The organism is Shewanella sp. MEBiC00475, assembly GCF_005234075.1.
GTDB classification, from domain to species: Bacteria; Pseudomonadota; Gammaproteobacteria; order Enterobacterales; family Shewanellaceae; genus Shewanella; species Shewanella polaris.
Genome location: NZ_CP039928.1, coordinates 2622421 through 2644392, shown reverse-complemented (window position 1 = coordinate 2644392; position 21972 = coordinate 2622421). Strand labels below are relative to the sequence as shown.

General features: G+C 41.0%; 23 protein-coding genes. 15 read left to right on the top strand and 8 right to left on the bottom strand.

Features of this window, described 5'->3' with window-relative positions; translation table 11 throughout:
* Positions 1-47: 47 nt before the first annotated feature.
* From FCN25_RS11660 to FCN25_RS11645, 4 genes are all read left to right on the top strand, one after another.
* Entirely contained in the window at positions 48-1514 is a 1467-nt protein-coding gene (locus FCN25_RS11660) for an NAD(P)/FAD-dependent oxidoreductase (protein ID WP_137224944.1), read from the top strand.
* 58 nt (positions 1515-1572) lie between these two features.
* A complete protein-coding gene (locus FCN25_RS11655) occupies positions 1573-2346 on the top strand; it encodes an SDR family oxidoreductase (RefSeq protein ID WP_254693633.1) in 774 nt (257 codons plus the stop codon).
* A gap of 40 nt (positions 2347-2386) precedes the next feature.
* Positions 2387-3436, top strand: coding sequence for an alpha/beta hydrolase (locus tag FCN25_RS11650; RefSeq protein ID WP_137224942.1), 1050 nt, complete (start codon positions 2387-2389; stop codon positions 3434-3436).
* Between the two features lie 199 nt (positions 3437-3635).
* Positions 3636-3914: a DNA polymerase III subunit epsilon gene (locus FCN25_RS11645; RefSeq protein WP_137224940.1), complete on the top strand. Its 279-nt coding sequence runs from the start codon at positions 3636-3638 to the stop codon at positions 3912-3914.
* Positions 3915-3999: 85 nt separating this feature from the next.
* Here FCN25_RS11645 and FCN25_RS11640 read toward each other — a convergent pair whose 3' ends face one another.
* Both FCN25_RS11640 and FCN25_RS11635 read right to left on the bottom strand, forming a co-directional pair.
* Positions 4000-4752, bottom strand: a complete 753-nt coding sequence (locus FCN25_RS11640) for a class I SAM-dependent methyltransferase (RefSeq protein WP_137224938.1) — start codon at positions 4750-4752, stop codon at positions 4000-4002.
* 401 nt (positions 4753-5153) lie between these two features.
* Positions 5154-5558, bottom strand: a complete 405-nt coding sequence (locus FCN25_RS11635) for a hypothetical protein (RefSeq protein WP_137224936.1) — start codon at positions 5556-5558, stop codon at positions 5154-5156.
* 283 nt (positions 5559-5841) lie between these two features.
* On the opposite strand from FCN25_RS11635, the gene FCN25_RS11630 reads away from it, so the two are divergent.
* Together FCN25_RS11630 and FCN25_RS11625 are read left to right on the top strand one after the other, a co-directional pair.
* On the top strand, positions 5842-6330 hold the full coding sequence (locus tag FCN25_RS11630) for a TIGR00645 family protein (RefSeq protein ID WP_137224934.1): 489 nt from the start codon (positions 5842-5844) through the stop codon (positions 6328-6330).
* A 169-nt stretch (positions 6331-6499) separates the two neighbouring features.
* A complete protein-coding gene (locus FCN25_RS11625; protein WP_137224932.1) occupies positions 6500-6811 on the top strand; it encodes a hypothetical protein in 312 nt (103 codons plus the stop codon).
* 127 nt (positions 6812-6938) lie between these two features.
* Here the strand turns inward: FCN25_RS11625 and FCN25_RS11620 are convergent, their stop codons facing one another.
* The gene (locus FCN25_RS11620; RefSeq protein WP_137224930.1) at positions 6939-7175 is read right to left on the bottom strand and encodes a helix-turn-helix domain-containing protein; all 237 of its coding nucleotides are present in this window, start codon (positions 7173-7175) and stop codon (positions 6939-6941) included.
* Between the two features lie 220 nt (positions 7176-7395).
* Here FCN25_RS11620 and FCN25_RS11615 point away from each other — a divergent pair, with 220 nt between their 5' ends.
* Complete coding sequence (locus FCN25_RS11615; RefSeq protein ID WP_137224928.1) at positions 7396-8421, top strand: nuclease-related domain-containing protein; 1026 nt, start codon at positions 7396-7398, stop codon at positions 8419-8421.
* 48 nt (positions 8422-8469) lie between these two features.
* Here the strand turns inward: FCN25_RS11615 and FCN25_RS11610 are convergent, their stop codons facing one another.
* From FCN25_RS11610 to FCN25_RS11600, 4 genes are all read right to left on the bottom strand, one after another.
* Complete coding sequence (locus tag FCN25_RS11610; RefSeq protein WP_137224926.1) at positions 8470-9372, bottom strand: hypothetical protein; 903 nt, start codon at positions 9370-9372, stop codon at positions 8470-8472.
* A gap of 67 nt (positions 9373-9439) precedes the next feature.
* Positions 9440-9595 carry a hypothetical protein gene (locus tag FCN25_RS20920; protein WP_167496057.1) on the bottom strand — a complete coding sequence of 52 codons (156 nt, stop codon included), beginning with the start codon at positions 9593-9595 and terminating at the stop codon, positions 9440-9442.
* A gap of 396 nt (positions 9596-9991) precedes the next feature.
* Complete coding sequence (gene groL, locus FCN25_RS11605; protein ID WP_137224924.1) at positions 9992-11632, bottom strand: chaperonin GroEL; 1641 nt, start codon at positions 11630-11632, stop codon at positions 9992-9994.
* Between the two features lie 57 nt (positions 11633-11689).
* A complete protein-coding gene (locus FCN25_RS11600; RefSeq protein WP_124015245.1) occupies positions 11690-11980 on the bottom strand; it encodes a co-chaperone GroES in 291 nt (96 codons plus the stop codon).
* Positions 11981-12191: 211 nt separating this feature from the next.
* On the opposite strand from FCN25_RS11600, the gene FCN25_RS11595 reads away from it, so the two are divergent.
* Both FCN25_RS11595 and FCN25_RS11590 read left to right on the top strand, forming a co-directional pair.
* Positions 12192-13628 (top strand): MATE family efflux transporter, encoded by a 1437-nt coding sequence (locus FCN25_RS11595; protein ID WP_240778396.1) that lies wholly within the window; start codon positions 12192-12194, stop codon positions 13626-13628.
* Positions 13629-13718: 90 nt separating this feature from the next.
* Positions 13719-14099, top strand: coding sequence for a hypothetical protein (locus FCN25_RS11590; RefSeq protein ID WP_137224922.1), 381 nt, complete (start codon positions 13719-13721; stop codon positions 14097-14099).
* Positions 14100-14200: 101 nt separating this feature from the next.
* On the opposite strand, the gene FCN25_RS11585 is transcribed toward FCN25_RS11590, so the two are convergent.
* On the bottom strand, positions 14201-14821 hold the full coding sequence (locus tag FCN25_RS11585; protein WP_137224920.1) for an FxsA family protein: 621 nt from the start codon (positions 14819-14821) through the stop codon (positions 14201-14203).
* 220 nt (positions 14822-15041) lie between these two features.
* Between FCN25_RS11585 and cutA the strand changes: the two genes are divergently transcribed.
* From cutA to FCN25_RS11555, 6 genes are all read left to right on the top strand, one after another.
* A complete protein-coding gene (gene cutA / locus FCN25_RS11580; protein ID WP_137224918.1) occupies positions 15042-15368 on the top strand; it encodes a divalent-cation tolerance protein CutA in 327 nt (108 codons plus the stop codon).
* Positions 15365-17215, top strand: coding sequence for a protein-disulfide reductase DsbD (locus tag FCN25_RS11575; protein WP_137224916.1), 1851 nt, complete (start codon positions 15365-15367; stop codon positions 17213-17215). The genes cutA and FCN25_RS11575 overlap by 4 nt, the downstream gene beginning before the upstream one ends.
* A gap of 186 nt (positions 17216-17401) precedes the next feature.
* Positions 17402-19066, top strand: a complete 1665-nt coding sequence (locus tag FCN25_RS11570; protein ID WP_240778398.1) for a cation:proton antiporter family protein — start codon at positions 17402-17404, stop codon at positions 19064-19066.
* A 171-nt stretch (positions 19067-19237) separates the two neighbouring features.
* Positions 19238-20380 carry a galactokinase gene (gene galK, locus FCN25_RS11565; RefSeq protein ID WP_137224914.1) on the top strand — a complete coding sequence of 381 codons (1143 nt, stop codon included), beginning with the start codon at positions 19238-19240 and terminating at the stop codon, positions 20378-20380.
* Positions 20381-20405: 25 nt separating this feature from the next.
* On the top strand, positions 20406-21440 hold the full coding sequence (locus FCN25_RS11560; RefSeq protein WP_137224912.1) for an aldose epimerase family protein: 1035 nt from the start codon (positions 20406-20408) through the stop codon (positions 21438-21440).
* On the top strand, positions 21430-21843 hold the full coding sequence (locus FCN25_RS11555) for a DUF2391 family protein (protein WP_137224910.1): 414 nt from the start codon (positions 21430-21432) through the stop codon (positions 21841-21843). The genes FCN25_RS11560 and FCN25_RS11555 overlap by 11 nt, the downstream gene beginning before the upstream one ends.
* The last annotated feature ends 129 nt before the right edge of the window (positions 21844-21972 follow it).

The window sequence follows — 21972 nt, the reverse complement described above, 5'->3', positions numbered from 1 at the left end:
CCTATGCTGGATAGGTAAACAATTTGTTAACAATAATTGAGGGCCTTATGACCCAAATAAAAAGAAACCCTTCAGTTGTCATCATTGGTGCAGGTATGACGGGTATCTTAATGACCATCAAACTGCGTCAAGCCGGTATTACTGACATTGTCGTGCTGGAGAAAAAAGACTGCGTGGGCGGCACATGGCGAGAAAATACCTATCCAGGGGCGGCCTGCGATGTACCTGCTCACATGTATACCTATTCATTTGAACCCAACCCAAATTGGAGCCGTTTTTTTGCCCATGGACCCGAAATTAAACAATACTTCGAACACGTGGCAGATAAATATGATGTTAAACGAGACATTCGTTTTAACGAAGCAGTTACCGATGCACACTATGCCAATGGCAAATGGACGGTAAAAACCAGCCAACAGCAAACTTACATCGCCGATTTTATTGTGTGCGCTACCGGTATTTTGCATCATCCGCAATTTCCAGATATTCCCGGATTAACCGATTTTAAAGGCGCTACATTTCATACTGCCCAATGGAACCATAACGTTGACATATCGGCCTCAACTCGGGTTGGGGTAATCGGTACTGGGTCAACGGCCGCACAAGCTATACCCGAATTGATTAAGACTGGTGCTAAGGTCTCGGTTTTTCAGCGCACACCACAATGGTTAATGCACCTCCCCGATTTTACCTTTTCAAAAACCAGCCGAAAACTGATGACTCGCTTTCCTATCATTACCAAAATTCATCGTAATACGGGTAAATTTTTTCTAGAACACTTTTTTACCAAAGCCGTCACTGGACACTTTATCCAAAAGCATGTGTTAAATTTTTTATGTAAAGCCAACTTACGATTAAGTATTAAAGACAAAACCTTACGCGAAAAACTGCGACCTCATTATCAAGTGGGTTGCAAACGGGTCATTATCAACACCACCTTTTATAAAGGTATTCAAAAACCCAATGCAGAGTTAATAACAGAGGGTATAGAGCGCATTACTGAAACGGGCATTATCACTAAAGACGGTAAACACCATGACCTCGATGTGTTGGTGTTATCGACAGGTTTTAATGCATTTAATTTTATGCGCCCCATGAATCTCATTGGCCGCAACAATCTGCATATTGATAAAGCTTGGGCCCATAAAATCAAAGCCTATCGGTCTATGTTACTTAGCGATTACCCCAATTTCTTTTTAATGCTCGGCCCCAACACACCTATTGGTAACTTCTCCGTTATCGCCATGAGCGAGGTTCAAACTGACTACGTGATCAAATTGATTGATAAATGGCGAGACCATGAATTTGATGAGTTTGAAGCCAAGCAACAAGCCATTGACGAGTTTAATGCCTACGTAAAGGAAGGGTTAAAAGGCACCAGTTGGGTTGGTGGATGCCAAAGTTGGTATTTAGATGCCGATGGCGACCCAATTTTATGGCCCTATACCTGGCAGCAATGGGTTGATGAAATGAAACAACCGCAAATGGAACACTTTACTACCCGTTCATTTTAGTTGGCTTATCCACCTTTTCACCCGTACTGATTAACTCATACTAGAAATAACCAGGTTTATGATGAATAAAAACACTATATTTATTACCGGCGCAGCTTCCGGCATTGGCTTAGCGACTGCAAAACACTTTCATAAAAAGGGTTACTGGGTCGGCATGGCCGACATCAATTTGGCGCAATTAACACAAGCCACCGAAATATGGGATAGAACTCGAGTACGGTTGTTTCAGCTAGATGTCAGTGATTTTTCACAAGTACAACACGCTATGGCTAAATTTTGTGCTGAACATAATGGTTGCTTGGCAGTATTAGTTAATAATGCCGGCATATTGAAAATAGGTCCCTTTGAAGAAATTTCTATCGAGCATCATCAGCGCACGTTAAGTGTCAATGTCATCGGTGTGATGAATCTATGTCATGCTGCATGGCCATATTTAAAAAATAATGACACCAGTACTATTATCAATATGTCTTCAGCCAGCAGCGATTACGGTGTACCAGAATTGGCCAGCTATTCCGCCAGTAAATTTGCCGTAAAAGCACTGACCGAAGCACTGGAACTAGAGTGGAAAAAGTATGGCATAAAAGTATGTGATGTTATGCCTCCCTTTGTGGCAACCAATATGCTTAAGTCACAGAAAAACACCGCTAACGTCATGCAACGACTCGGCGTTAATATCACCGCTGAGCACGTGGTGACAGTAATTGATAAGCAAGTAAAACACCCTAAAACCCATAGAACGGTCAGTATGGTCTATGGGTTATTGCATCGCCTAAGCAATGTGTCACCGGCTTATATTAATCGCCTAGCGATGAAGTTTTTAAGTCGATAAAGCATGTGGTTCTAATAAGATACTAAAAAGGCCATAGATAATGGACAACACCAACAAGCCAGCAGCACAAGATGAACAACTACAAGGCGAACAGCTACAAGCGCCTAAGCTTGAAGCTAAACAATTACTGGCCGCCAAGTTGTTGTCATTAGCGCCGTTATACCAGTTGCCTGTAACATTATTCAGATATGTATTTCTAGCCATGGACCGAATGCTTGGGCTGACTAAAATTGAAATGGATAAGGTGATTAATTTAACGGTTCCAGTGGGCACTGGCACGTCGAATATGAGCACTCAAAACACCAGCGATAGCAGCAGCTATACGACAATAAAGCTTCGCATCTACCATCCTAGCGCCAACAAACCGCAAAAAACCTTAGTGTACTTTCATGGTGGCGGCGGCGTTATTGGCAGCATTAACACCCATGATCGCTTTTGCCGCTATCTGGCTAAACATAGCAACATGAACATTATCTCCGTAGATTACCGACTGGCCCCCGAACATAAATTTCCAATCCCGATTTGTGATGCCATCGAAGCGTGGAACTATATCAATACCAATCATCAACAACTTAATATTAATCCACAACACATAGGCGTAGGAGGTGACAGCGCAGGTGGATATCTAGCGTGTATTCTCGGTTTACATTCACTGCAAACATCACTGCCAGTACAGGTAAAAGTAAAACCTGCATTTCAGTTTTTAATCTACCCAATGGTAGATTTACAAGGCTTAACCGAGTCTTATCGCCGTTTCAATAAGCAGTTAATACTCACCCGCGATTTAATGGATTATTTCAGGCTGCATTATTTACATTCTCTCGACCAAGTCACTCTGCCATTAGTGAGTCCACTACTAGCAAAAGACATTAGCGAATCGCCAAAAAGCTACATACTAACCCTAGGTTACGATCCATTAAGGGATGATGGCATTGCATATGCGCAGCGCCTAAAAGCGGCAGGCATCAACACACAACACCAGCATTATAATGATTGCATGCATGGCTTTATTTCAATCACAAAACTCAGCGCGCGCGCCAAACAAGCCACTCATAATATAGCTATGGCATTAAACAGCTTTAATGATTAATCGTAACAAGTAGCGGGAAGCACAACCGGCTCTATAACTTGCCAACAGAAGATAAAGTTTACTCCGACGCCATGTATTACAGGCTAACAAGCCAACTTATGCTAAAATGCGCCGATCAGCTTTATAAATGTGCATTAACACTCATTTGTTTGACTGAGCGTAGTGAACCCTACCGTGATTAACTAATGAGGATACAACAATGAGTAAGTTAAATGCCGAAGAGCGTAAAGCTCGAGATAACGAACGTTTTTCACAGCGTGTTGATGAGCGTAGAGTAAAAGGCGAAGATGTCGTTGCATACGCACTGGCCAATGATAAAGCGTTTAAGTTTCTGACCAAGACAGAAAAACACAGCTTTAAAGAAAGAAAAATAGAACTTGAAGAACAAGTAAAGGTTAAAGCCCAAGAACGACTTGAGCTTAAAAACCAGCAAGAATTAGAAAAGATTGAAGCAGAGTTTACTGCTACTGAAGAGTAAAACCCATCAACAGCCATTGTTAATAATGATGGCTATTCAAATGAGTTTACTCTGCCCTATTCTGCGGCTAATCGCAAAAACCTAATCACTCAATCTCGCGTTTCACACACACAAACAATGCATTGCCAGAATCCAGATCCCACGGGATGATTTTGTCGTAATCGTGCTCAAATATATGAATATCGAAATACGGACTTAACAATGCGTTAAGTTCAGTAAAGCTAGTGGCAACCATCGCATGAGAATCTTGCCATAACTGCGTTGCATCAAACTGGGTTTTACCAATGCTTAAATTGAGCGATTGCATGTCACCTTCACCGCTGTAATGCCAACCCGATTCAAACACAAACTGACTACCATCAAATTCGGCACTGTGTTTCACCAACGCCTTGTTATTGATTTTATGTTTATCAACAGAGTTAAAACAAAACAATCCGCCAGAATTTAATGCGTTATGCACACTGGCAATACAAGCTTTAAGTGCCTCGGTTCCCGCAGAGTAGTGAATGGAGTACAAAAAGCAGGTAATCAAATCGAGTTTTTCTTCAACATAAAACTCAGTCATATTTTGTAAACTAAACTGCGCCTCAGGACAACGACGCATAGCAATATCAAGCATAGGCTGATTAATATCGAGCCCACTGCTTTGAAAACCTAAATCGATAAAATGCCTAACATGTGGCCCAGTTCCACAAGCTAAATCTAAATGTTGTTTACCATTGTTTCCCAAAAACTGGTGTAAGCGCGCTACGCTATTGCTTTGTTGTTGGTAGTTAATATCGCGACACATTAAATCGTAATAACCGGACAAGTCGGTATAAAGGGCATTAGTAGACATAAAGTTGAATCTAAGGCTTAGGCAAATTTAGGGTGGCGCATCATATATCAAAACGCACGATTCCGGAATGAGAAATCGCTAGCAACTAATAAGGACTTAAACAAATTAGAAAATAATTTATTCTGCCTCCGCATGTTCTGTCGTATAAACCACTATGTAGAAGTGTAGCAACATACACTTTTTGCGGGAATAAGCCTCAAACCAACCATGAAGTGTAACTTCATACACTATTTTCTGCTGCAGGTATTAAAAAGCCCCGATACTATTAAGTATCGGGGCTTTCTTAAATGAGGGGCAAAACAACGCAATTATCACCGATGTCGACCCAATAAAAGTGGGTTCTCACTTACTAAATCACTGAATCGCTCACCTAATCACTGATAGCAATCACGCTAAAATGACTAACGTACCCATCGCATAAGCTCATTCGCATCTATCACCGCAGGCTGTCTTTTAATTAGGGTTCCCGCTGAGTCAAACAATAATAGCTCTGCAGCACCAGCACGATGTTTAGCAATGAACGCATCTCCCTCAGGAGTCGCTACACGTGCAAGCAGAAAAAACACATTATCGCCAAGATGATCTCGAGCTTCATTCATCTGCTCAGTCTGACTGATACTCGAAACAAAGTTAGGATCATAAACAAATACCACCGCAGGTTTACCCGTACCGATTTGTTCGTGGGTCGCTTGAAACCCCTTGGGCATCATAGTTAGCAGCAGTCCAAACAACAACACTATGGCTGCAATGACACTTATCGTAATCCAAGGCATTTTACGAGGCGCGTTTGATTTATGTTTATCCATGATGATAGGTCTTCCTTTTAAATGTTTAATTACATAACCAAGCAACACAGTGTAGTCAACCAACCTGAGGCCTAGATTAAAAATTGCCGAGACAAATAGACAACATATTATTTTAATAGCAATTTAGTTATTCTGACCACTATACATCATACAAAGTATACAGATGGCACATCATCAAGCTTGCCACAGTATCTTAGTGCAGTTAAAGTTCATTTTGTTATTATATTAAAATAAGTAGATCAATTGATTTATAACGTATTTTATCTGAAGGGTTAAATTTTTTATGGAAAAAGTGTTTGAACGATTGATGTATGCATCGCGCTGGATCATGGCGCCTATTTATTTAGGATTAAGCCTAATCTTATTCGCCTTAGCCGTGAAGTTTTTCCAGGAGATTTTTCATGTGCTACCTAATATCTTCACGATAGGTGAAGTAGATTTAGTACTGATCACACTATCACTCATCGACATTACTTTAGTCGGTGGCTTGCTTATCATGGTGATGTTTTCAGGTTATGAAAACTTTGTATCACAGCTTGATGTGGGTGAAAATAGTGAAAAACTCAACTGGCTGGGCAAGATGGATTCAGGCTCGCTAAAAAACAAGGTAGCAGCGTCAATTGTCGCGATTTCATCCATTCACCTACTTAAGATATTTATGAATGCCGAAAATGTCTCAAATGACAAAATCATGTGGTATCTACTCATCCATATCACGTTTGTATTATCGGCCTTCGCCATGGGATATCTGGATAAAATTACCCGCAAGTAATAACTGATTGAGTTGTGCTGACGACATAGATGAATAGTGGGGGAAAGTTTATTCTGGCCCCACTTATGCCACTTATGATTACGAGTATCAGTTGATATAGAGGTTAAATAAGCAGGTAATAAAGTTGAACTAGTCCCTGCTGATATTAAGTTTTTTAGGAGTTATTAAGATGTTTTTTTGGATAATATTATTTGCTGTTATTTATTTCGCTATGAAGGCTGTTTTTAACAATAAAAAGAAGAACGACCTACATTTAGCAAAATCTACAGTACAAAAATGCCGTATTTGTCCTGAATGTGCTGAAGGCATAAAAGTAGAGGCTAAAAAGTGTCGCTACTGTGGTTGCTCACTAATGCCATGTACAGAAGAAGAGTTGACTAAAATTGAGGAAGCCTATTCTAATGAATTACACAAACTAGAACATGGCGATATAGAGCAACCAGTTAATAAAAAATATCAAAATCCTGATGTTTGGAAGTAGAGCAAAATAGTAGCATTATAAACTATTTGTGAAATCACTGAATTCCCAGACAGAAAGTTTACACTGACCCCACTACTTACAAATAAAAAGCCCTGATACAGCATCAAGGCTTTTTGTTTACCATTGATTAGTACCACACTTTAGGATCAGCGTCATTATTCTGCTCTACATTAATACGAATCCCCAGACCATAAAGAATTTTGAACACTGTCGAGATATAAACATCATTACCTTTTTCGGCACGGATTAACGTCTTTTTGGTCACGCCACACAGCATCGCCGCCACATCTTGAGTCAATGCCGCGTTGTTTCTGGTTTCTTTAATGAGTAAACCCAAGGATTGTTGATTGAGTGGAGATGTCATAACGTCAGTCCAAAGTGCATTTTGCTACACTTTAGCTATGAATGCTTTATATCTCAACAGAAAAGTGTAACAACCTACACTTTATTGTGATTTACCATATTGTCACAAGTAAAGGTGTAAAATTGCACCCTGCTTTTAAAAATAACACTGGCTTTTTTATCAGCATCATAGATATTATGAGATTGATTATTATCAAGTTATGAATGGATGCTGTTGGTAAATGATTCTTAAAACTAAAACACTGCAAATGACCAAAACACCGCAAACGATTGCGGGTCAAAAACAAGAACAGGATGTGGCCTTCTTCTTACGTCGCGCATTTAAAGATCATCCCGAAGTTCTGGTTATCAACGACTTCAAATTCAGCTTTAACGATGAAACGGCTCAAATCGATCACTTGATCGTGTATACCTATGGCTTCGTGCTAATTGAATCAAAAAGCATAAAAGGTCACGTTAAAGTAAACAACCAAGGCGAATGGACACGCAGCTATAACAGCCAATGGTCAGGTATGTCTTCGCCCATTAAGCAAGTTGAGCTGCAACAAGCCTTGTTGAAAGAAATGCTCATGCATCATAAGAGTGAAATATTAAGCAAGTTACTGGGTATAAAACAACAAGGCTTCAATGGACGTTGTTGGCACTATTTATGTGCAGTATCCAGTAATGCTGTCATCGACCGGAAAACCATGCCCAAAGAGATTTCGGACAAACTGTATAAAACCGAATTTTTGGTCGATGAACTCAAAAATATCATGAAGCTTAAACACAAACTGATCCGTTTGGTCAGCGTCACCGACACTCGACCAGACTTTAGTCAGCAAGAACTCGATTCAATTGGCCAATTTCTTATTAGCCAACATATCGATTCAAATATTCAGCAAGTTGACGGTGCACCGGCACAACTAAAACAAATCCAGCCGATACCAAAAAGACCAGAGCTTAAATCAGCGTTAGCGCCGACTAATCATCTAGCTCAATCTAATGCCACAATACTTGCACCGGTAGCCGCATTAGCACCAGACCAACACCCCATACTAAGCTGTAAATATTGCGGTGAATCAACACTATATACACCGATGCATGGCAAATTCGGTTACTACATCAACTGTAACCAATGCAGCAAAAATACATCGATGAAACAACCATGCCCACAATGCCAGAGTAAAAATACCAAAGTCACTAAGCGCAAAGAAACCTACACATTGAATTGTGTGGATTGTGGGTTTGAAAAGCAGATTATTTAAAGGATAAAAAGTTAATTCTTACCTAACTAAATCTTAGAAATGATTAACCTAACGATTCCTATTCAAGAAAGCTTTCTTCACTTTTTTCCTTTGCTCATACTTCTTATTTAATGAACGAATAAGATTGGGACCATCAAATTCATAATACTTTTCACTGCCGCCTGGCGTCTTCAGAACAATATTAGCAAAAACAGATCTATAATCAACATCGTATTCTGTGAACAATCGTATTGAATCTTCTGTTAGTAATAACTTGTGTAAAACGGTGATATGTTTTCTTACTTTTCGAAATGGTTCCTCTGCTGCTAAGTCTTGAAAAAAGTAAACTAGAGGATATTTAAGACTTTCGATTCGTATTAATTCTATACCCTGTTGCTTAGGGCTATGAAACAAATTACCTACTCTGCTTTTAAAACAACCTATCGGATTTAAAATTAATATTTTTTCGTTTGGTTGAATATCGAAAGCTGTTGAAAATTGAAAGAGAGATGTGAGAAATTTTCGTTTTTGAACATCTTTCACGTCTTGAATATTAAAACCAGCAGGGGCATCTATAAAATCAACTAAATTTGGCTCATCAAAACCAAGCTCCATTTCATCTACATCAATAAAATTACATCCCTCAATCGATTTGATCTGTTGGGTATCTTTATCTTTAAGATATGCAATAGCGATAGAGGGTGGACCAACATCTATGCCGGCCATTTGCACATCGACATTCCATGCTTTTACAATCTTACTTATATCGTCTTTTTGTGCGATATAATCAATATCCACGCTTGCAAGCGGGATCATGTCAAAATGCGGAATACTTTCTTGGTAATATGAATACCAGTACGATACGCTCTGCCCACCCACAATAATAACCGGATTAGCGAGTGAATCTGCAATACTTAGCAACTCGGCGTTGAGAGCTTCTAATTGCTCTAAAGGTAGTAAATATTTTTTCATAAGACACAAAAAAACCTCTATAAAAGAGGCTTATTATATCGAAAAAAACATTTAAATCTGTGTTTACTTAGAAAATAGGTACAACTAACTTAACTTTGGCTTTTCGCGACCCAACCAAAGAAATACGACTAGAAAGCGAATATGATCCAGAATTCACCTTACTCGCATAACGAGCTTGGCGTTGGCTTTTAACAGCTTTAATATCTTTGAAGTTACTTTCCATATCTAACTGCCTATTTTCTTTTGTGCTTAAATTATACGCTTCAACTTAAGGATTGCAAGTACGTTAGGTATATTGTGGTTTTGCTGACGGTATCGCCATCAGCTTGATAGAGTGATTATTACTGTAAGTGAGGTTCTTTGGTAAGCGTCGATTAATTAATGGCTTCAGAGTAAACTAATTCTGAAGCTCTACAACTAAAAAGCCCCGATACCGTTAGGTATCGAGGCTTTCTCTTTTCTTTTACAATAAATTCAGCTCTAAGCTTCTAGGCTTTAGAACGACAAGCAATATAGCGCAGGATAAATCGGGTTAGAACAAGGCGCTTTACCACGACGTTTAGTTTTTCATAAACGAGTGGTGAAGCAACGCAGTTATCACCGATTTAGACAAGCTAGATTACATCATGCCGCCCATACCGCCCATACCACCCATTCCGCCCATATCTGGAGCAGAAGCGTCTTGAGGTACTTCAGCAATCATAGCTTCTGTAGTAATCATTAAGCCTGCAATAGATGCCGCGAACTGTAGCGCGCTACGAGTTACTTTAGTTGGGTCTAGGATACCCATTTCTAACATGTCACCGTAAGTGTCGTTGCCAGCGTTGTAACCGAAGTTACCTTCACCGTTTTTAACAGTGTTAGCGACAACTGAAGCTTCTTGACCAGCGTTAGTTGCGATTTGACGTAAAGGCGCTTCCATAGCACGTAGGGCAATAACCACACCGTGTTTTTGGTCTTCGTTAATCACTTCAACGTTTTTAATTTTGCTTGCTACGCGAACAAGGGCTACACCACCACCGGCGACCACACCTTCTTCAACTGCTGCGCGAGTTGCATGTAATGCATCTTCTACGCGCGCTTTTTTCTCTTTCATTTCAACTTCTGTTGCTGCGCCAACTTTAATCACTGCAACACCGCCAGCTAACTTAGCCATACGCTCTTGAAGTTTTTCTTTGTCGTAGTCTGAAGTTGATTCTTCAACTTGTTGTTTGATTTGCGAAACACGTGCTGAAATCTGCGCTTGGTCGCCGCTACCATCAATGATGGTGGTGTTATCTTTAGTGATGATAACGCGCTTAGCAGTACCTAAATCTTCTAGCGTCGCTTTTTCAAGCTCTAGGCCGATTTCTTCAGCGATAACAGTACCGCCAGTTAAAATAGCAACGTCTTGAAGCATTGCTTTACGACGGTCACCAAAGCCAGGAGCCTTAACAGCAGCCACTTTAACGATGCCACGCATGTTGTTTACAACTAATGTTGCTAATGCTTCGCCTTCAACGTCTTCTGCAACGATAAGCAATGGCTTACCTGTTTTAGCTAGACCTTCAAGGATTGGTAGCAATTCACGAATATTAGAGACTTTTTTGTCTACTAATAAAATGAACGGGCTGTCTAATTCAATGCTGCCAGTTTCTGGCTTGTTGATGAAGTATGGTGATAGGTAGCCACGGTCAAACTGCATACCTTCAACAACGTCTAATTCGTTTTCAAGCGCTTGGCCTTCTTCAACTGTGATAACGCCTTCTTTACCGACTTTTTGCATTGCTGTAGCAATGATTTCGCCGATAGACTCATCAGAGTTTGCAGAGATAGTACCAACTTGAGCAATGGCTTTAGAGTCTGAACATTCTTGAGAAAGCAATTTAAGTTCAGCAACGGCTGCAATAACCGCTTTGTCGATACCGCGCTTAAGATCCATTGGGTTCATACCCGCTGCAACGGCTTTTAGGCCTTCAACAACAATAGACTGAGCTAATACTGTTGCAGTAGTGGTACCGTCACCGGCTGCATCATTGGCTTTAGAAGCAACTTCTTTCACCATTTGTGCGCCCATGTTTTCGAACTTGTCTGTTAGTTCGATTTCTTTCGCCACTGACACACCATCTTTGGTGATCATTGGTGAACCAAAGCTTTTATCTAAAACAACGTTACGACCTTTAGGGCCTAAGGTTACTTTAACTGCGTTGGCTAGGATATTAACGCCTGCAAGCATTTTTACGCGTGCGTCATTACCAAATAAGACTTCTTTAGCTGCCATTTTTGATGTTCCTTTAAATTTAATGATTAATTGGAAAGTCGAGTTGATGTGTGAGGCTTAGCCTACTACTGCCATCAGGTCAGCTTCTGACAGGATTAAGACTTCTTCACCGTCAATTTTTTCTTTCTTCACGCCGTAACCTTCGTTGAAGATCACCACGTCGCCCACTTTAACGTCAAGTGGTGTAACTGTGCCATTTTCTGAAATACGACCGTTGCCTACAGCAAGGATCTCACCGCGAGTTGATTTTTCAGCTGCGCTGCCTGTAAGCACGATACCGCCTGCTGATTTAGATTCAACTTCTAAACGTTTAACGATAACGCGGTCATGTAATGGACGAATATTCATCTATGAACTCTCCTAATGATTTGATGCCCAAAAAACGAGGCTATTAACTAACATAAAAGGGCTTTTCCCTTGTGCATGAGATATGGGGGTGATTGATCACAGATCCAAGGGGAATTTTAAAAAAAACTCCACTTTTTTTAAGTCTGATTTATTAATGGCGCACTAATCCTGATAGAATTCTATTCCTTTGAAATACTTAAACCGAGAATAGATGAAAGACAGACATGGGTTGCTCACCGCCCCTATTGGTCGTGTGCTGCTAAACATGACGTTGCCTAACTTGATTGGCATTATGACCATTCTTGGTGGCAGTCTGGTAGACATCTTTTTTATCAGTAAGTTAGGCACTGAAGCTCTGGCTGCGGTGAGCTTTACTTTCCCTGTCACCTTAGTGATTACCAGTATAGGTATTGGTATTGGTGCAGGCGTGTCGACCAATCTTGGTCGCTTAATTGGTTCTGGGCATGCGCCGGAATCAAGAGTGTTTTTATATGACACCTTATGGATAACCTTGGTGATTATTTGGGGCTTATCCATACTCGGTTGTGTCTTCATTGAACCTACTTTTAGTTTACTGGGCGCTAACAGTGCCAGTTTGCCATTAATTAATGATTACATGTGGTACTGGTATTTAGGTGCCCCTGCATTGGTATTATTAATGGTGGGTAATCAGGCATTACGTGCCACGGGAGACACTCATTCCCCGGCTAAAATTATGATGCTAGCCGCCATTGTAAACTTGATCCTCGACCCATTACTTATCTTCGGCATTGGCCCTTTTCCACGTTTAGAAATCCAAGGCGCTGCCATTGCAACAACACTCTCTTGGGTGGTGGCAATGTCATTAGCGGGTCACTTGATTGTAGTTAAACGTAAATTGGTGAAGTTTGCTGAGTTTGATTTTGGTCGATTGATTTTGCATTTTAAAGTGTTATCCCATATCGCCCGCCCAGCAGCATTAATGAATGTGATTAACCCTATTGCTAACGGCATTATTATGGCGATGTTAGCCCGTATTGATAATAGCGGTGTGGCCGCCTTTGGTGCGGGTATTCGCCTTGAGTCAGTGTTACTGATTGTGGTGATGGCCTTGTCGTCGAGTTTAATGCCGTTTATTGCGCAAAACTTAGGTGCTGGCCAACATGACCGAGCGAAAAAAGCCTTATTAATGTCGTTGCGATTTGCGTTTGTATTTCAAACATTATTGTTTATTCCACTGTATTTTTCCGCTGATATAATTGCCGGATGGTTTACTCACGATCCGCTGGTTATTGAGTGGCTGAGTTTTTATATTATGGTGTTGCCTGCCGCATATGGGCCGCTGGGTATTTTAATTATTTTTGCGACGAGCTTAAATGCTTACCACAGACCGCTGAGTTCTCTGGTGATTAACTTGTGTCGCTTACTATTATTAATGTTACCGCTGGCGCTGCTGGGTTCTTATGTGGGCGGTGTAAAAGGTATTTTACTTGCATTGCCTATCACCAATACCTTAATGGGAATTGCTTGTTACTATTTAGCGACCAAGATTAGCGAACCACAAAACATGAATCATGCCGTGCCTTACCCCAAAGCGACTGATACTGATGAACCTAACCAACAAGCCGATGAAAAAGACTCCATGACTCATCATCTCCGCGAATATTAAACTGTGTTAATAATGCCCGTCACACTTGCTTTTTAAGCAGTGTCGGGGGATTAATAGCAGCACCTTAATGGCAAGTACAGTGACTTTACGATGAAAAAATCCATTTATGCCGCCATGCTTTCTGGCATTATTTGCCCTGGCAGTGGTCAACTCTGGTTAGGTAAAAAATTACTCGGCTGGGGATTTATCAGTGTCAGTGTGGTGTGTATTTTAGTATTAATGAATCAAATTATTAGCCGCGCCCAAGTGATTGCAGAGCAAATTTTGGCAGGTAATATTGGCAATGATTTAGGCTCTATTTATGCGGCAGTCTCTAATGTCGCACTCGACACTGGCAGCTCAAGCATGGCAACACTCACTTGGATATTTTTAGCCAATTGGGGACTCAGCATTATTAGTGCAATTTGGCTCGGAGCTCAACAAGACAAGCAGCTTCAACTCCAATCAGAATCAAAAACAGCCGAATTGTAGTGATCAAGTAGTGCATCAGCATCAGTCGGCTGTTTTGTGTTCTCTATAGACTAATAGCCTAATAGCGGCATTAGCTCCGAAATCGAATTGCCTTCAGGTTACTACGATGGTTTGTTGTCATCTTTAGGCTGGGTCGGTTCAACATCAATAATGTCGTCATCCTTGTCAATATCGCGATCGGCATCGGCATTGTCATACTCGATTTGATGGCTGCGCGGTTGTTCATCTTTACTCTCAAAATCACCGTCGAACGTATTTCCCTGTTGATCAAATGGGCCTTTACCTGCAAATGGGCCTGATTGTCCGAATGGACTCTGCCCACCGCCAGCGCCAAATCCTGGAGGAAAACCACCATTTGCGATAACGCGAAGTTGCATACGTTTATATAAAAATGCAGCAATGGGCGCTCGGGTAAACGGCGTTAATAACACTAAACCGATAAAGTCAGTAACAAAACCTGGAATAAGTAATAATACTCCTGCGGCTGCTAACATCATGCCTTCAACAATTTCTTGTCCGGGTGCTTCACCACGGGCTAACTTCTCTTGCACCGACATTAAGGTACTTAATCCTTGGCTGCGCACCAGTGACACACCAACAACGGCTGTAAAAAGTACCAAGCCCACAGTTGCCCATGAGCCAATTGAACCCGCAACTTCTATCAGTACATTGAGCTCAATGACGGGAACTAAAACAAATATTAACAATAAAATAAAAAACATATTGGCCTCTAAGGATCGCTTTTTGATAGAGTGACGACTTACTAAGATAACAGAGTGGCGACCGATAAAATAACTGTTGCCGATGAAACTTTAATGGGGGTTAACGGGTCTCTTTTCAAGACGCGTCACGAATATCGCCCCCGTTTAATGAAAATATTCGTAAAACATCGTACTGTGCTCACTCTAACACCGTTAACTTAAGTAAACTTTAAGACAACTTATGTATAAACCTGAACAGCTGCTCATTTTAACCACCTGCCCAGATGCAGAAACAGCGTCACGCATTGCAGCTGCATTGGTTGAGGCGAAATTAGCGGCTTGTGTGCAAATTGGCCAAGTCGTTGAATCAGTTTATCGATGGGACAATAACATCTGTCAGTCGTATGAAGTACCAATGCAAATAAAATGTATGACGAGTGATTATCATGCCATTGAACAACTCGTGATCCAAATGCATCCTTATGAAGTACCAGAATTCATTGCCACTCCGATTATCGGTGGTTTTGGCCCTTATTTACAATGGATAAAAGACAACTCACCATCATGAAAAAAATCGTCGCACTTTGCCTGACATCATTTTTACTGATGTCATCAATCATACTCTCACCAGTGGCACACAGTGCTAATTCGTCGAGCAGTAAATTCAGCTTTTTAAGCAGCGAACCGGAGTTAATGAAGGTTAACGATGCTTTTGTGTTTGATTATCAACAACAAGGTAATCAGCTCAAAATCAATTTTGTCATCGCCGAAGGTTATTATCTATATCGCGACAAATTGCAGTTTTCTGTTGATGGTGCGGTAATAGGTGATATTGAATTACCTCATGGTAAAAACCATCATGATGAGTATTTTGGCGACCAAGAGGTATTTTACTCGTTTGTAGAAATCCCGATTGCTTTTAAAGAAGCGCAAGCCGATGCCGTGTTTCACGTTACCTTTATGGGTTGTGCGGAAGGTACCTTGTGTTATCCGCCCACCAAACACGATGTCACTTTAACCGCCATTGCTGCAAATGATGGCACGTTAACCAATAAAGAAGTGATTGGCGCTGCGGATCAAGCTGAAGCAACAGATACCGCAACCGCTCCAATTACTCAACAAGACACCTTAAACCAAATGCTACAAAACGATAGCCTATTATGGACCTTAGTGATTTTCTTTGGTTTAGGTATTGGCTTAGCATTAACGCCTTGTGTGTTTCCGATGTACCCTATTTTGTCGGGTATTATTGTTGGCCAAGGCAAAAAGCTGTCTACTGCTAAAGCTTTCACGCTATCAATGGCTTATGTACAAGGAATGGCAATTACTTATTCCTTATTAGGATTAGTAGTTGCCTCTGCCGGACTTAAGTTTCAAGCGGCCTTACAACACCCAGCCATTTTAATATTTTTGGCCGTTATGTTTGTACTGCTGAGTTTGTCGATGTTCGGCATGTATGACTTGAAATTGCCATCAAAATGGCAAGAAAAAATGAACTCGATGTCGAACAACCAAAAAGGTGGCAACCTTATTGGCGTGTTTATGATGGGAGTGATTTCGGGCTTAGTGGCCTCACCTTGTACCACGGCACCGTTATCTGGCGTGCTTATTTACGTGGCGCAGTCTGGTGACTTACTGCAAGGCTTTTTAGCCCTGTATGTATTAAGCATGGGCATGGGCTTACCGTTATTAATTATTGGTACTTCGGGTGGTAAGATATTACCGCGAGCTGGGGCTTGGATGGATATTATTAAAACCATCTTCGGCTTCTTGTTGATTTCTGTATCGATTGTGATGATTGGTCGTATTTGGCCAGGTTTAGTGTCCGATTTACTTTGGTCTGTATGGGCAATAAGCTTAATCGCTTACTTAATGCATCAAAACCGGTTGTCAGAATTTAACTGGAAACAAAGTACTCGTGGGGTATTGTTATTACTGGCGTTGATGGCAAGTTTCTCATATGGCTTCCAAGCATTAATGACAAGTTTTGGTCACCAAAACCCAAACATGACTCAAACGAGTATAGATGGCAAAGCCAATACCGAAGCCAATCACTTTATCCGCATTAAGTCGCTACAAGACTTAGATCTTGAATTGGATAAAGCCAGTGTTAGCGGTAAAACCGTGATGCTAGATTTATACGCCGACTGGTGTGTGGCCTGTAAAGAGTTTGAAGCCATTACTTTTAAAAATGATGAAGTCGCCAAGCGTATGAACCAAATGGTGTTATTGCAAGCCGATGTCACCGCCAGTGACGACATTGATATTGCCTTACTTGAACACTATGGCGTACTGGGTTTACCGACGTTATTGATGTTTGATCAAAACGGTAAACAACGTGAAGACCTACGAGTAACTGGTTTTATGGGCCCAAAAGATTTTGCAGCTCATTTAGATTTGCTATTAGCAAAGTAAGTTAGCGAGCGATATTTAGCGGGTTCATTGGCTAAAACGCTATGTAAACAACACTCAATAAACATTATGTAAAACAGCATCTTTAGCGACTAAAGATGCTGTTTTTGCATTTAACGCATTAAAGTCATCGAAAGTTAACTTTTTTCTTATACAATATGATTTTATATCCCTCATTCAAGGCGCTTTATGGAACCCGCTATCCTGATTATCACCCTACTTTGCGGAATGCTTGTCAGCCGAGTAGGTTTACCGCCACTCATTGGTTATCTTGCAGCTGGTTTTGTATTATTCACCTTAGGCATTGAAGACACTAGCTTACCTATTTTGCAGCAACTTGCTGACTTAGGTGTCACCTTACTGTTGTTTTCTATTGGCCTAAAACTTGACCTTAGAAGTCTGTTTAAAGCCGAAGTATGGGCCGGTTCAAGTTTACACTTAATCGGTTCGATTCTATTTTTTGTACCAATCCTTAAGCTTTTGGGCTTTTTAGGTATCGAACAGCTAGACGGATTTAGCTTTAACCAGCTGATGTTAATTTCGTTTGCACTCAGTTTTTCCAGTACCGTATTTGCTGTAAAAGTCCTCGAAGACAGTGGTGATATGCAGTCACTTTATGGCCGAGTGGCGATTGGTATCTTGATTATGCAAGATATCTTTGCGGTGGTGTTCCTGACTATTTCAAAAGGTAATATTCCTTCCGTTTGGGCCTTTGGCTTATTATTACTACCATTAGCCCGACCACTTATTTATAAGATATTCGACCGCGTTGGTCACGGTGAAATGCTGGTATTATTTGGTTTAGTCATGGCATTGGTGGTGGGGGCATGGTTATTTGAAGCTGTGGGGCTAAAACCCGATTTAGGTGCATTGATTATCGGTATTTTATTGGCTGGGCATGCAAAATCGTCTGAGCTGGCCAAGTCAATTTATTACTTTAAAGAGCTATTCTTAGTCGCCTTTTTCTTAACTATTGGCTTAAACGGACTGCCCACTTTAGCTGACATTGGTTTAGCCGCTATTTTAGTGGTGCTAATACCCGCTAAGATTTTGATGTTTGTTTACCTATTGACTCGTTTTAAACTTCGTTCGCGTACTTCATTACTCGCCTCATTTAACTTAGGAAGCTACAGTGAGTTTGGTTTGATTGTTGCGGCGGTTGCTGCACATAAAGGCTGGTTACCACCAGAATGGCTAATCATTATCGCGGTCGCCTTAAGCATTAGTTTCTTATTTGCGGCACCATTCAATAAAAGCGCCTCAAAGATTTATTTGCGTTACCAAGCCAAACTAAAAAAGCTAGAGCGCCATCCTTTACACCCTGAAGACAGGCAAATTCCTATTGGTAATCCGCGCTTTTTAATTTTAGGTATGGGGCGAATTGGCTCCGGTGCCTATGATGAGTTACGTTCAAAATACACTGGCGAAATTTTAGGAATTGAGCATAAACAAGAGTTAGTTGATTTCCACCGCAGCCAAGACCGTCATGTCGTACAAGGTGACGCTGGCGATACTGACTTTTGGTTAAAGCTTGAACGAGCACCACATTTAGAATTAGTGTTGCTGGCGATGCCAAATCACGTCGGTAATTTATTTGCGGTGCAACAACTGAAAAAGCTTAATTACGAAGGAAAAATCAGTGCGATAGTGCAATATTCAGAAGATGCCGAGTCATTAAAAGATTCTGGCGTGAACACTGTATACAACCTATATGAAGCCGCAGGCGCTGGTTTTGCTGATCATGTCATTAAAGAGTTACTTGATTCGCCACCAGAATTGAACCCCGAACTCGTCTCTGCCAATACGGCAGAATCTGATGTATCAGATATTGAGCAACCTCAAACACCATTATAAAACTAATGGTTATATACAGACGCCTAGATAACACTCTAGGCGTTTTTGTTTACTACAAAGTATTTTCAATTTTACTTCGGATAAACAAATCTCAGTTACAGACACAGTTAAGTCATGCTATAACTCATTAATAAGACTTTTCTTGTCACCCTTTTTTGGATTTTTTGAAGTATGTCAAACCCTGCTCAACGCGCGACTAAATTATTTGTTCAAACATTTGGTACTAAAGCTGACGACTTATACCAAGCACCCGGACGAGTGAACATTATGGGTGAACATACTGACTATAACGAAGGTCTCGCACTGCCCGCAGCAATTAACTTTCATACTGTTATTGCCGTTAAACATCGCGATGACCATTTATTTCGTGCCGTCACCACTGCTTTTCCTGGCCAAATCAAACAATGGCAATTTGGTGAAGAAGGTGCAGTCGCTGCAGATGATGATTGGGTTAATTACCTAAAAGGTGTGACAGCGGCTATGAACCAATCAGGTTTACGCGCAAAAGGCTTAGACTTGGCTATTGTTGGCGACGTGCCACTCGGCGCAGGATTATCTTCATCAGCAGCGCTTGAAATCGCTTTTGGGACAGCAATCAGTTATGCCAGTCAATTAAACTTATCACCTATGGCCATCGCCCAATTAGCTCAACGTGGCGAAAGCCAATTTATGCAATTAGATTGCGGTATGATGGACCAAATGATCAGTGCTATGGCCGTACCTGATCATGCTTTACTGATTGATTTTTTAGAGTTAGAAAGTGAACCGGTGTTATTGCCAGAAGAACTAAGCTTAATCGTAATTGATTTGAAACAAGACCGTCACGGATTTATGCAACAATTTGAACAGCGTAAACAAGAATGCAGGCAAATCACTAAGTTGCTTGGACTCGATTCGTTACGTGACTTGTCATTAAGCTTATTAACTCAACATAAAGAACTACTCAGCGATGAACAATTCCGCCGTGCTCGTCATATCATCAGTGAAAATCAGCGCACCAGTAATACAGCTCGAGCGTTACAACAAAATAATATCCCTCGATTTAGCCAGTTAATGGCGCAATCTCAAATATCTATGCGCGATGACTTTGATATTATCACGCCTGAAATAGACATCTTAGTCACCATGATTTCGACACTTATCGGTGAGCAAGGCGGTGTACGCATGAGTGATGGTTGTGTGTTGGCGTTGGTTAACCATGACCTCACCGATAAAGTGATCAATTTAGTCGAAAATCAATTTTTTAAACAAACGGGTATCGAAGCAGCTATTCACTTGTGTGCAGCCAGTGGCGGTGCCGGCCGCATTGGTTAATACGTTACAGATTAGAGAGGCATAAATGGTACGTTTTAGTGTGTTGGAACCTTGGCAAGATCCCCGTGGTGGTGAGATTGAACGGGTTAGAATTGATAATGGCATCATCGCACTTGAAGTATTAAGTTTAGGCGGAATTATTCGCTCGTTATGGACTCCAGATCGTAATGGTGAACGCAAAAACATTGTCTTAGGTTGCGACAGCGCCGAAGATTATTTAGCCCAAAAAGCCCATTTAGGTGCCATTGCCGGACGTTATAGTAATCGAATTGCTAATGGTAAAATGCAATATAATGGCGAGCAATACCAACTTAGTGTTAACCAAGCGACCAATTGTTTACATGGTGGCACAGAAGGTTTTAATCGAAAATTATGGCAGCTAGGGACCTTAAGTGACGGCGTACGCTTAACCTTAAAAAGTCCAGATGGTGACATGGGATTCCCAGGTAATTGCACCGTGCAATTAGACTACCGTTTAGTGGGCAACAATTTGTATATTGAAATGCTCGCCAGTACAGACAAAGCTTGCCCAATTAGTTTAACCCAACACAGCTACTTTAATTTAGACGGTAATCGTAGTGACACCAATGCTAAACATACCTTACAAGTCGATGCAAAAACCTACCTCTGCATGAATGATGTTGGCATACCAACCGCAATGCAACCCACTGCTGGCAGTGATTTAGACATGAAAGTGCCCACACCTATGTCGGTACAAACTTCACGCGCGGCATTAGCTGCCACCAAAGGTTTTGACCATTGCTATGTGCTCGATAATCCGGGGGCTGATTTACAGAGGTTTGGTTGTTTAGCCAGTGAACAAAGTGGTCGCAGTATGACGATTTACACCAATCAACCTGGGGTTCAAGTTTACGGCGCTAACTTTTTACAAGGCACTATAGGCAAAAAGCAACGAGTATTAAACGACCATCAAGCTGTATGTATAGAACCTCAAATGTTACCAGACTCGCCTAATCAGCCGGATTTACCCGGCGATGTATGGCTAACACCTGGTAAGTTGTATCACCACATAACTCGATACCAGTTTGATGCTAAATAATAAGCCAGAACAAACCACTTTTAATGCTGAAGATATTGGTCAAATTGCCGTCGGGGCTTTTGCCATGTCGGTGCCGATTGCGTTTTCTGAAGAAGCATGGCGTTTATCTGCCAGTTTGCCGACAGTAAACTTAGTACTTGTAGTGCTATTGTCGTTGGCGTTTATTACCTTATTTGCTTACCAAAGTGTATTTCAGGCAAATATCGTTAAGCGTAAACAAGCGTTTTTATTACGGGTAATTGCGGCGTACATATTGACATTATTAGTGGTGGGAGTTGTGCTATTGGCGTTAAATAAATTACCGTTATGGGACGATCCCATTTTAGCATTAAAGCGGATTATTTTAATCGCGATGCCCGCGTCTATGGGTGCGATTATCGTCGACAGTTTCGATAAAGAATAAACGACATAAAGAATTCCGAATGATTCTTTATGTCATTAACATCAATACTGATAGACGATTAATTAAGCTCGACTAACATTAAGCTCGACAAACTAGGTTAATAGATGAAGTGTGTACAGTGAATATTAA

Excerpts from the sequence above, each read along its gene's own strand:
- FCN25_RS11650 (WP_137224942.1), top strand. The coding sequence starts at position 2,387 with ATGGACAACACCAACAAGCCAGCAGCACAAGATGAACAACTACAAGGC.
- FCN25_RS11590 (WP_137224922.1), top strand. The coding sequence starts at position 13,719 with ATGAAAAAATCCATTTATGCCGCCATGCTTTCTGGCATTATTTGCCCT.
- FCN25_RS11620 (WP_137224930.1), bottom strand. The coding sequence starts at position 7,175 with ATGACATCTCCACTCAATCAACAATCCTTGGGTTTACTCATTAAAGAA.
- FCN25_RS11660 (WP_137224944.1), top strand. The coding sequence starts at position 48 with ATGACCCAAATAAAAAGAAACCCTTCAGTTGTCATCATTGGTGCAGGT.
- FCN25_RS11615 (WP_137224928.1), top strand. The coding sequence starts at position 7,396 with ATGATTCTTAAAACTAAAACACTGCAAATGACCAAAACACCGCAAACG.
- FCN25_RS11600 (WP_124015245.1), bottom strand. The coding sequence starts at position 11,980 with ATGAATATTCGTCCATTACATGACCGCGTTATCGTTAAACGTTTAGAA.
- FCN25_RS11595 (WP_240778396.1), top strand. The coding sequence starts at position 12,192 with ATGAAAGACAGACATGGGTTGCTCACCGCCCCTATTGGTCGTGTGCTG.
- FCN25_RS11555 (WP_137224910.1), top strand. The coding sequence starts at position 21,430 with ATGCTAAATAATAAGCCAGAACAAACCACTTTTAATGCTGAAGATATT.
- galK (WP_137224914.1), top strand. The coding sequence starts at position 19,238 with ATGTCAAACCCTGCTCAACGCGCGACTAAATTATTTGTTCAAACATTT.
- cutA (WP_137224918.1), top strand. The coding sequence starts at position 15,042 with ATGTATAAACCTGAACAGCTGCTCATTTTAACCACCTGCCCAGATGCA.
- FCN25_RS11575 (WP_137224916.1), top strand. The coding sequence starts at position 15,365 with ATGAAAAAAATCGTCGCACTTTGCCTGACATCATTTTTACTGATGTCA.
- FCN25_RS11645 (WP_137224940.1), top strand. The coding sequence starts at position 3,636 with ATGAGTAAGTTAAATGCCGAAGAGCGTAAAGCTCGAGATAACGAACGT.
- FCN25_RS20920 (WP_167496057.1), bottom strand. The coding sequence starts at position 9,595 with ATGGAAAGTAACTTCAAAGATATTAAAGCTGTTAAAAGCCAACGCCAA.
- FCN25_RS11635 (WP_137224936.1), bottom strand. The coding sequence starts at position 5,558 with ATGGATAAACATAAATCAAACGCGCCTCGTAAAATGCCTTGGATTACG.
- groL (WP_137224924.1), bottom strand. The coding sequence starts at position 11,632 with ATGGCAGCTAAAGAAGTCTTATTTGGTAATGACGCACGCGTAAAAATG.
- FCN25_RS11585 (WP_137224920.1), bottom strand. The coding sequence starts at position 14,821 with ATGTTTTTTATTTTATTGTTAATATTTGTTTTAGTTCCCGTCATTGAG.
- FCN25_RS11630 (WP_137224934.1), top strand. The coding sequence starts at position 5,842 with ATGGAAAAAGTGTTTGAACGATTGATGTATGCATCGCGCTGGATCATG.
- FCN25_RS11655 (WP_254693633.1), top strand. The coding sequence starts at position 1,573 with ATGATGAATAAAAACACTATATTTATTACCGGCGCAGCTTCCGGCATT.
- FCN25_RS11570 (WP_240778398.1), top strand. The coding sequence starts at position 17,402 with ATGGAACCCGCTATCCTGATTATCACCCTACTTTGCGGAATGCTTGTC.
- FCN25_RS11610 (WP_137224926.1), bottom strand. The coding sequence starts at position 9,372 with ATGAAAAAATATTTACTACCTTTAGAGCAATTAGAAGCTCTCAACGCC.
- FCN25_RS11560 (WP_137224912.1), top strand. The coding sequence starts at position 20,406 with ATGGTACGTTTTAGTGTGTTGGAACCTTGGCAAGATCCCCGTGGTGGT.
- FCN25_RS11640 (WP_137224938.1), bottom strand. The coding sequence starts at position 4,752 with ATGTCTACTAATGCCCTTTATACCGACTTGTCCGGTTATTACGATTTA.
- FCN25_RS11625 (WP_137224932.1), top strand. The coding sequence starts at position 6,500 with ATGTTTTTTTGGATAATATTATTTGCTGTTATTTATTTCGCTATGAAG.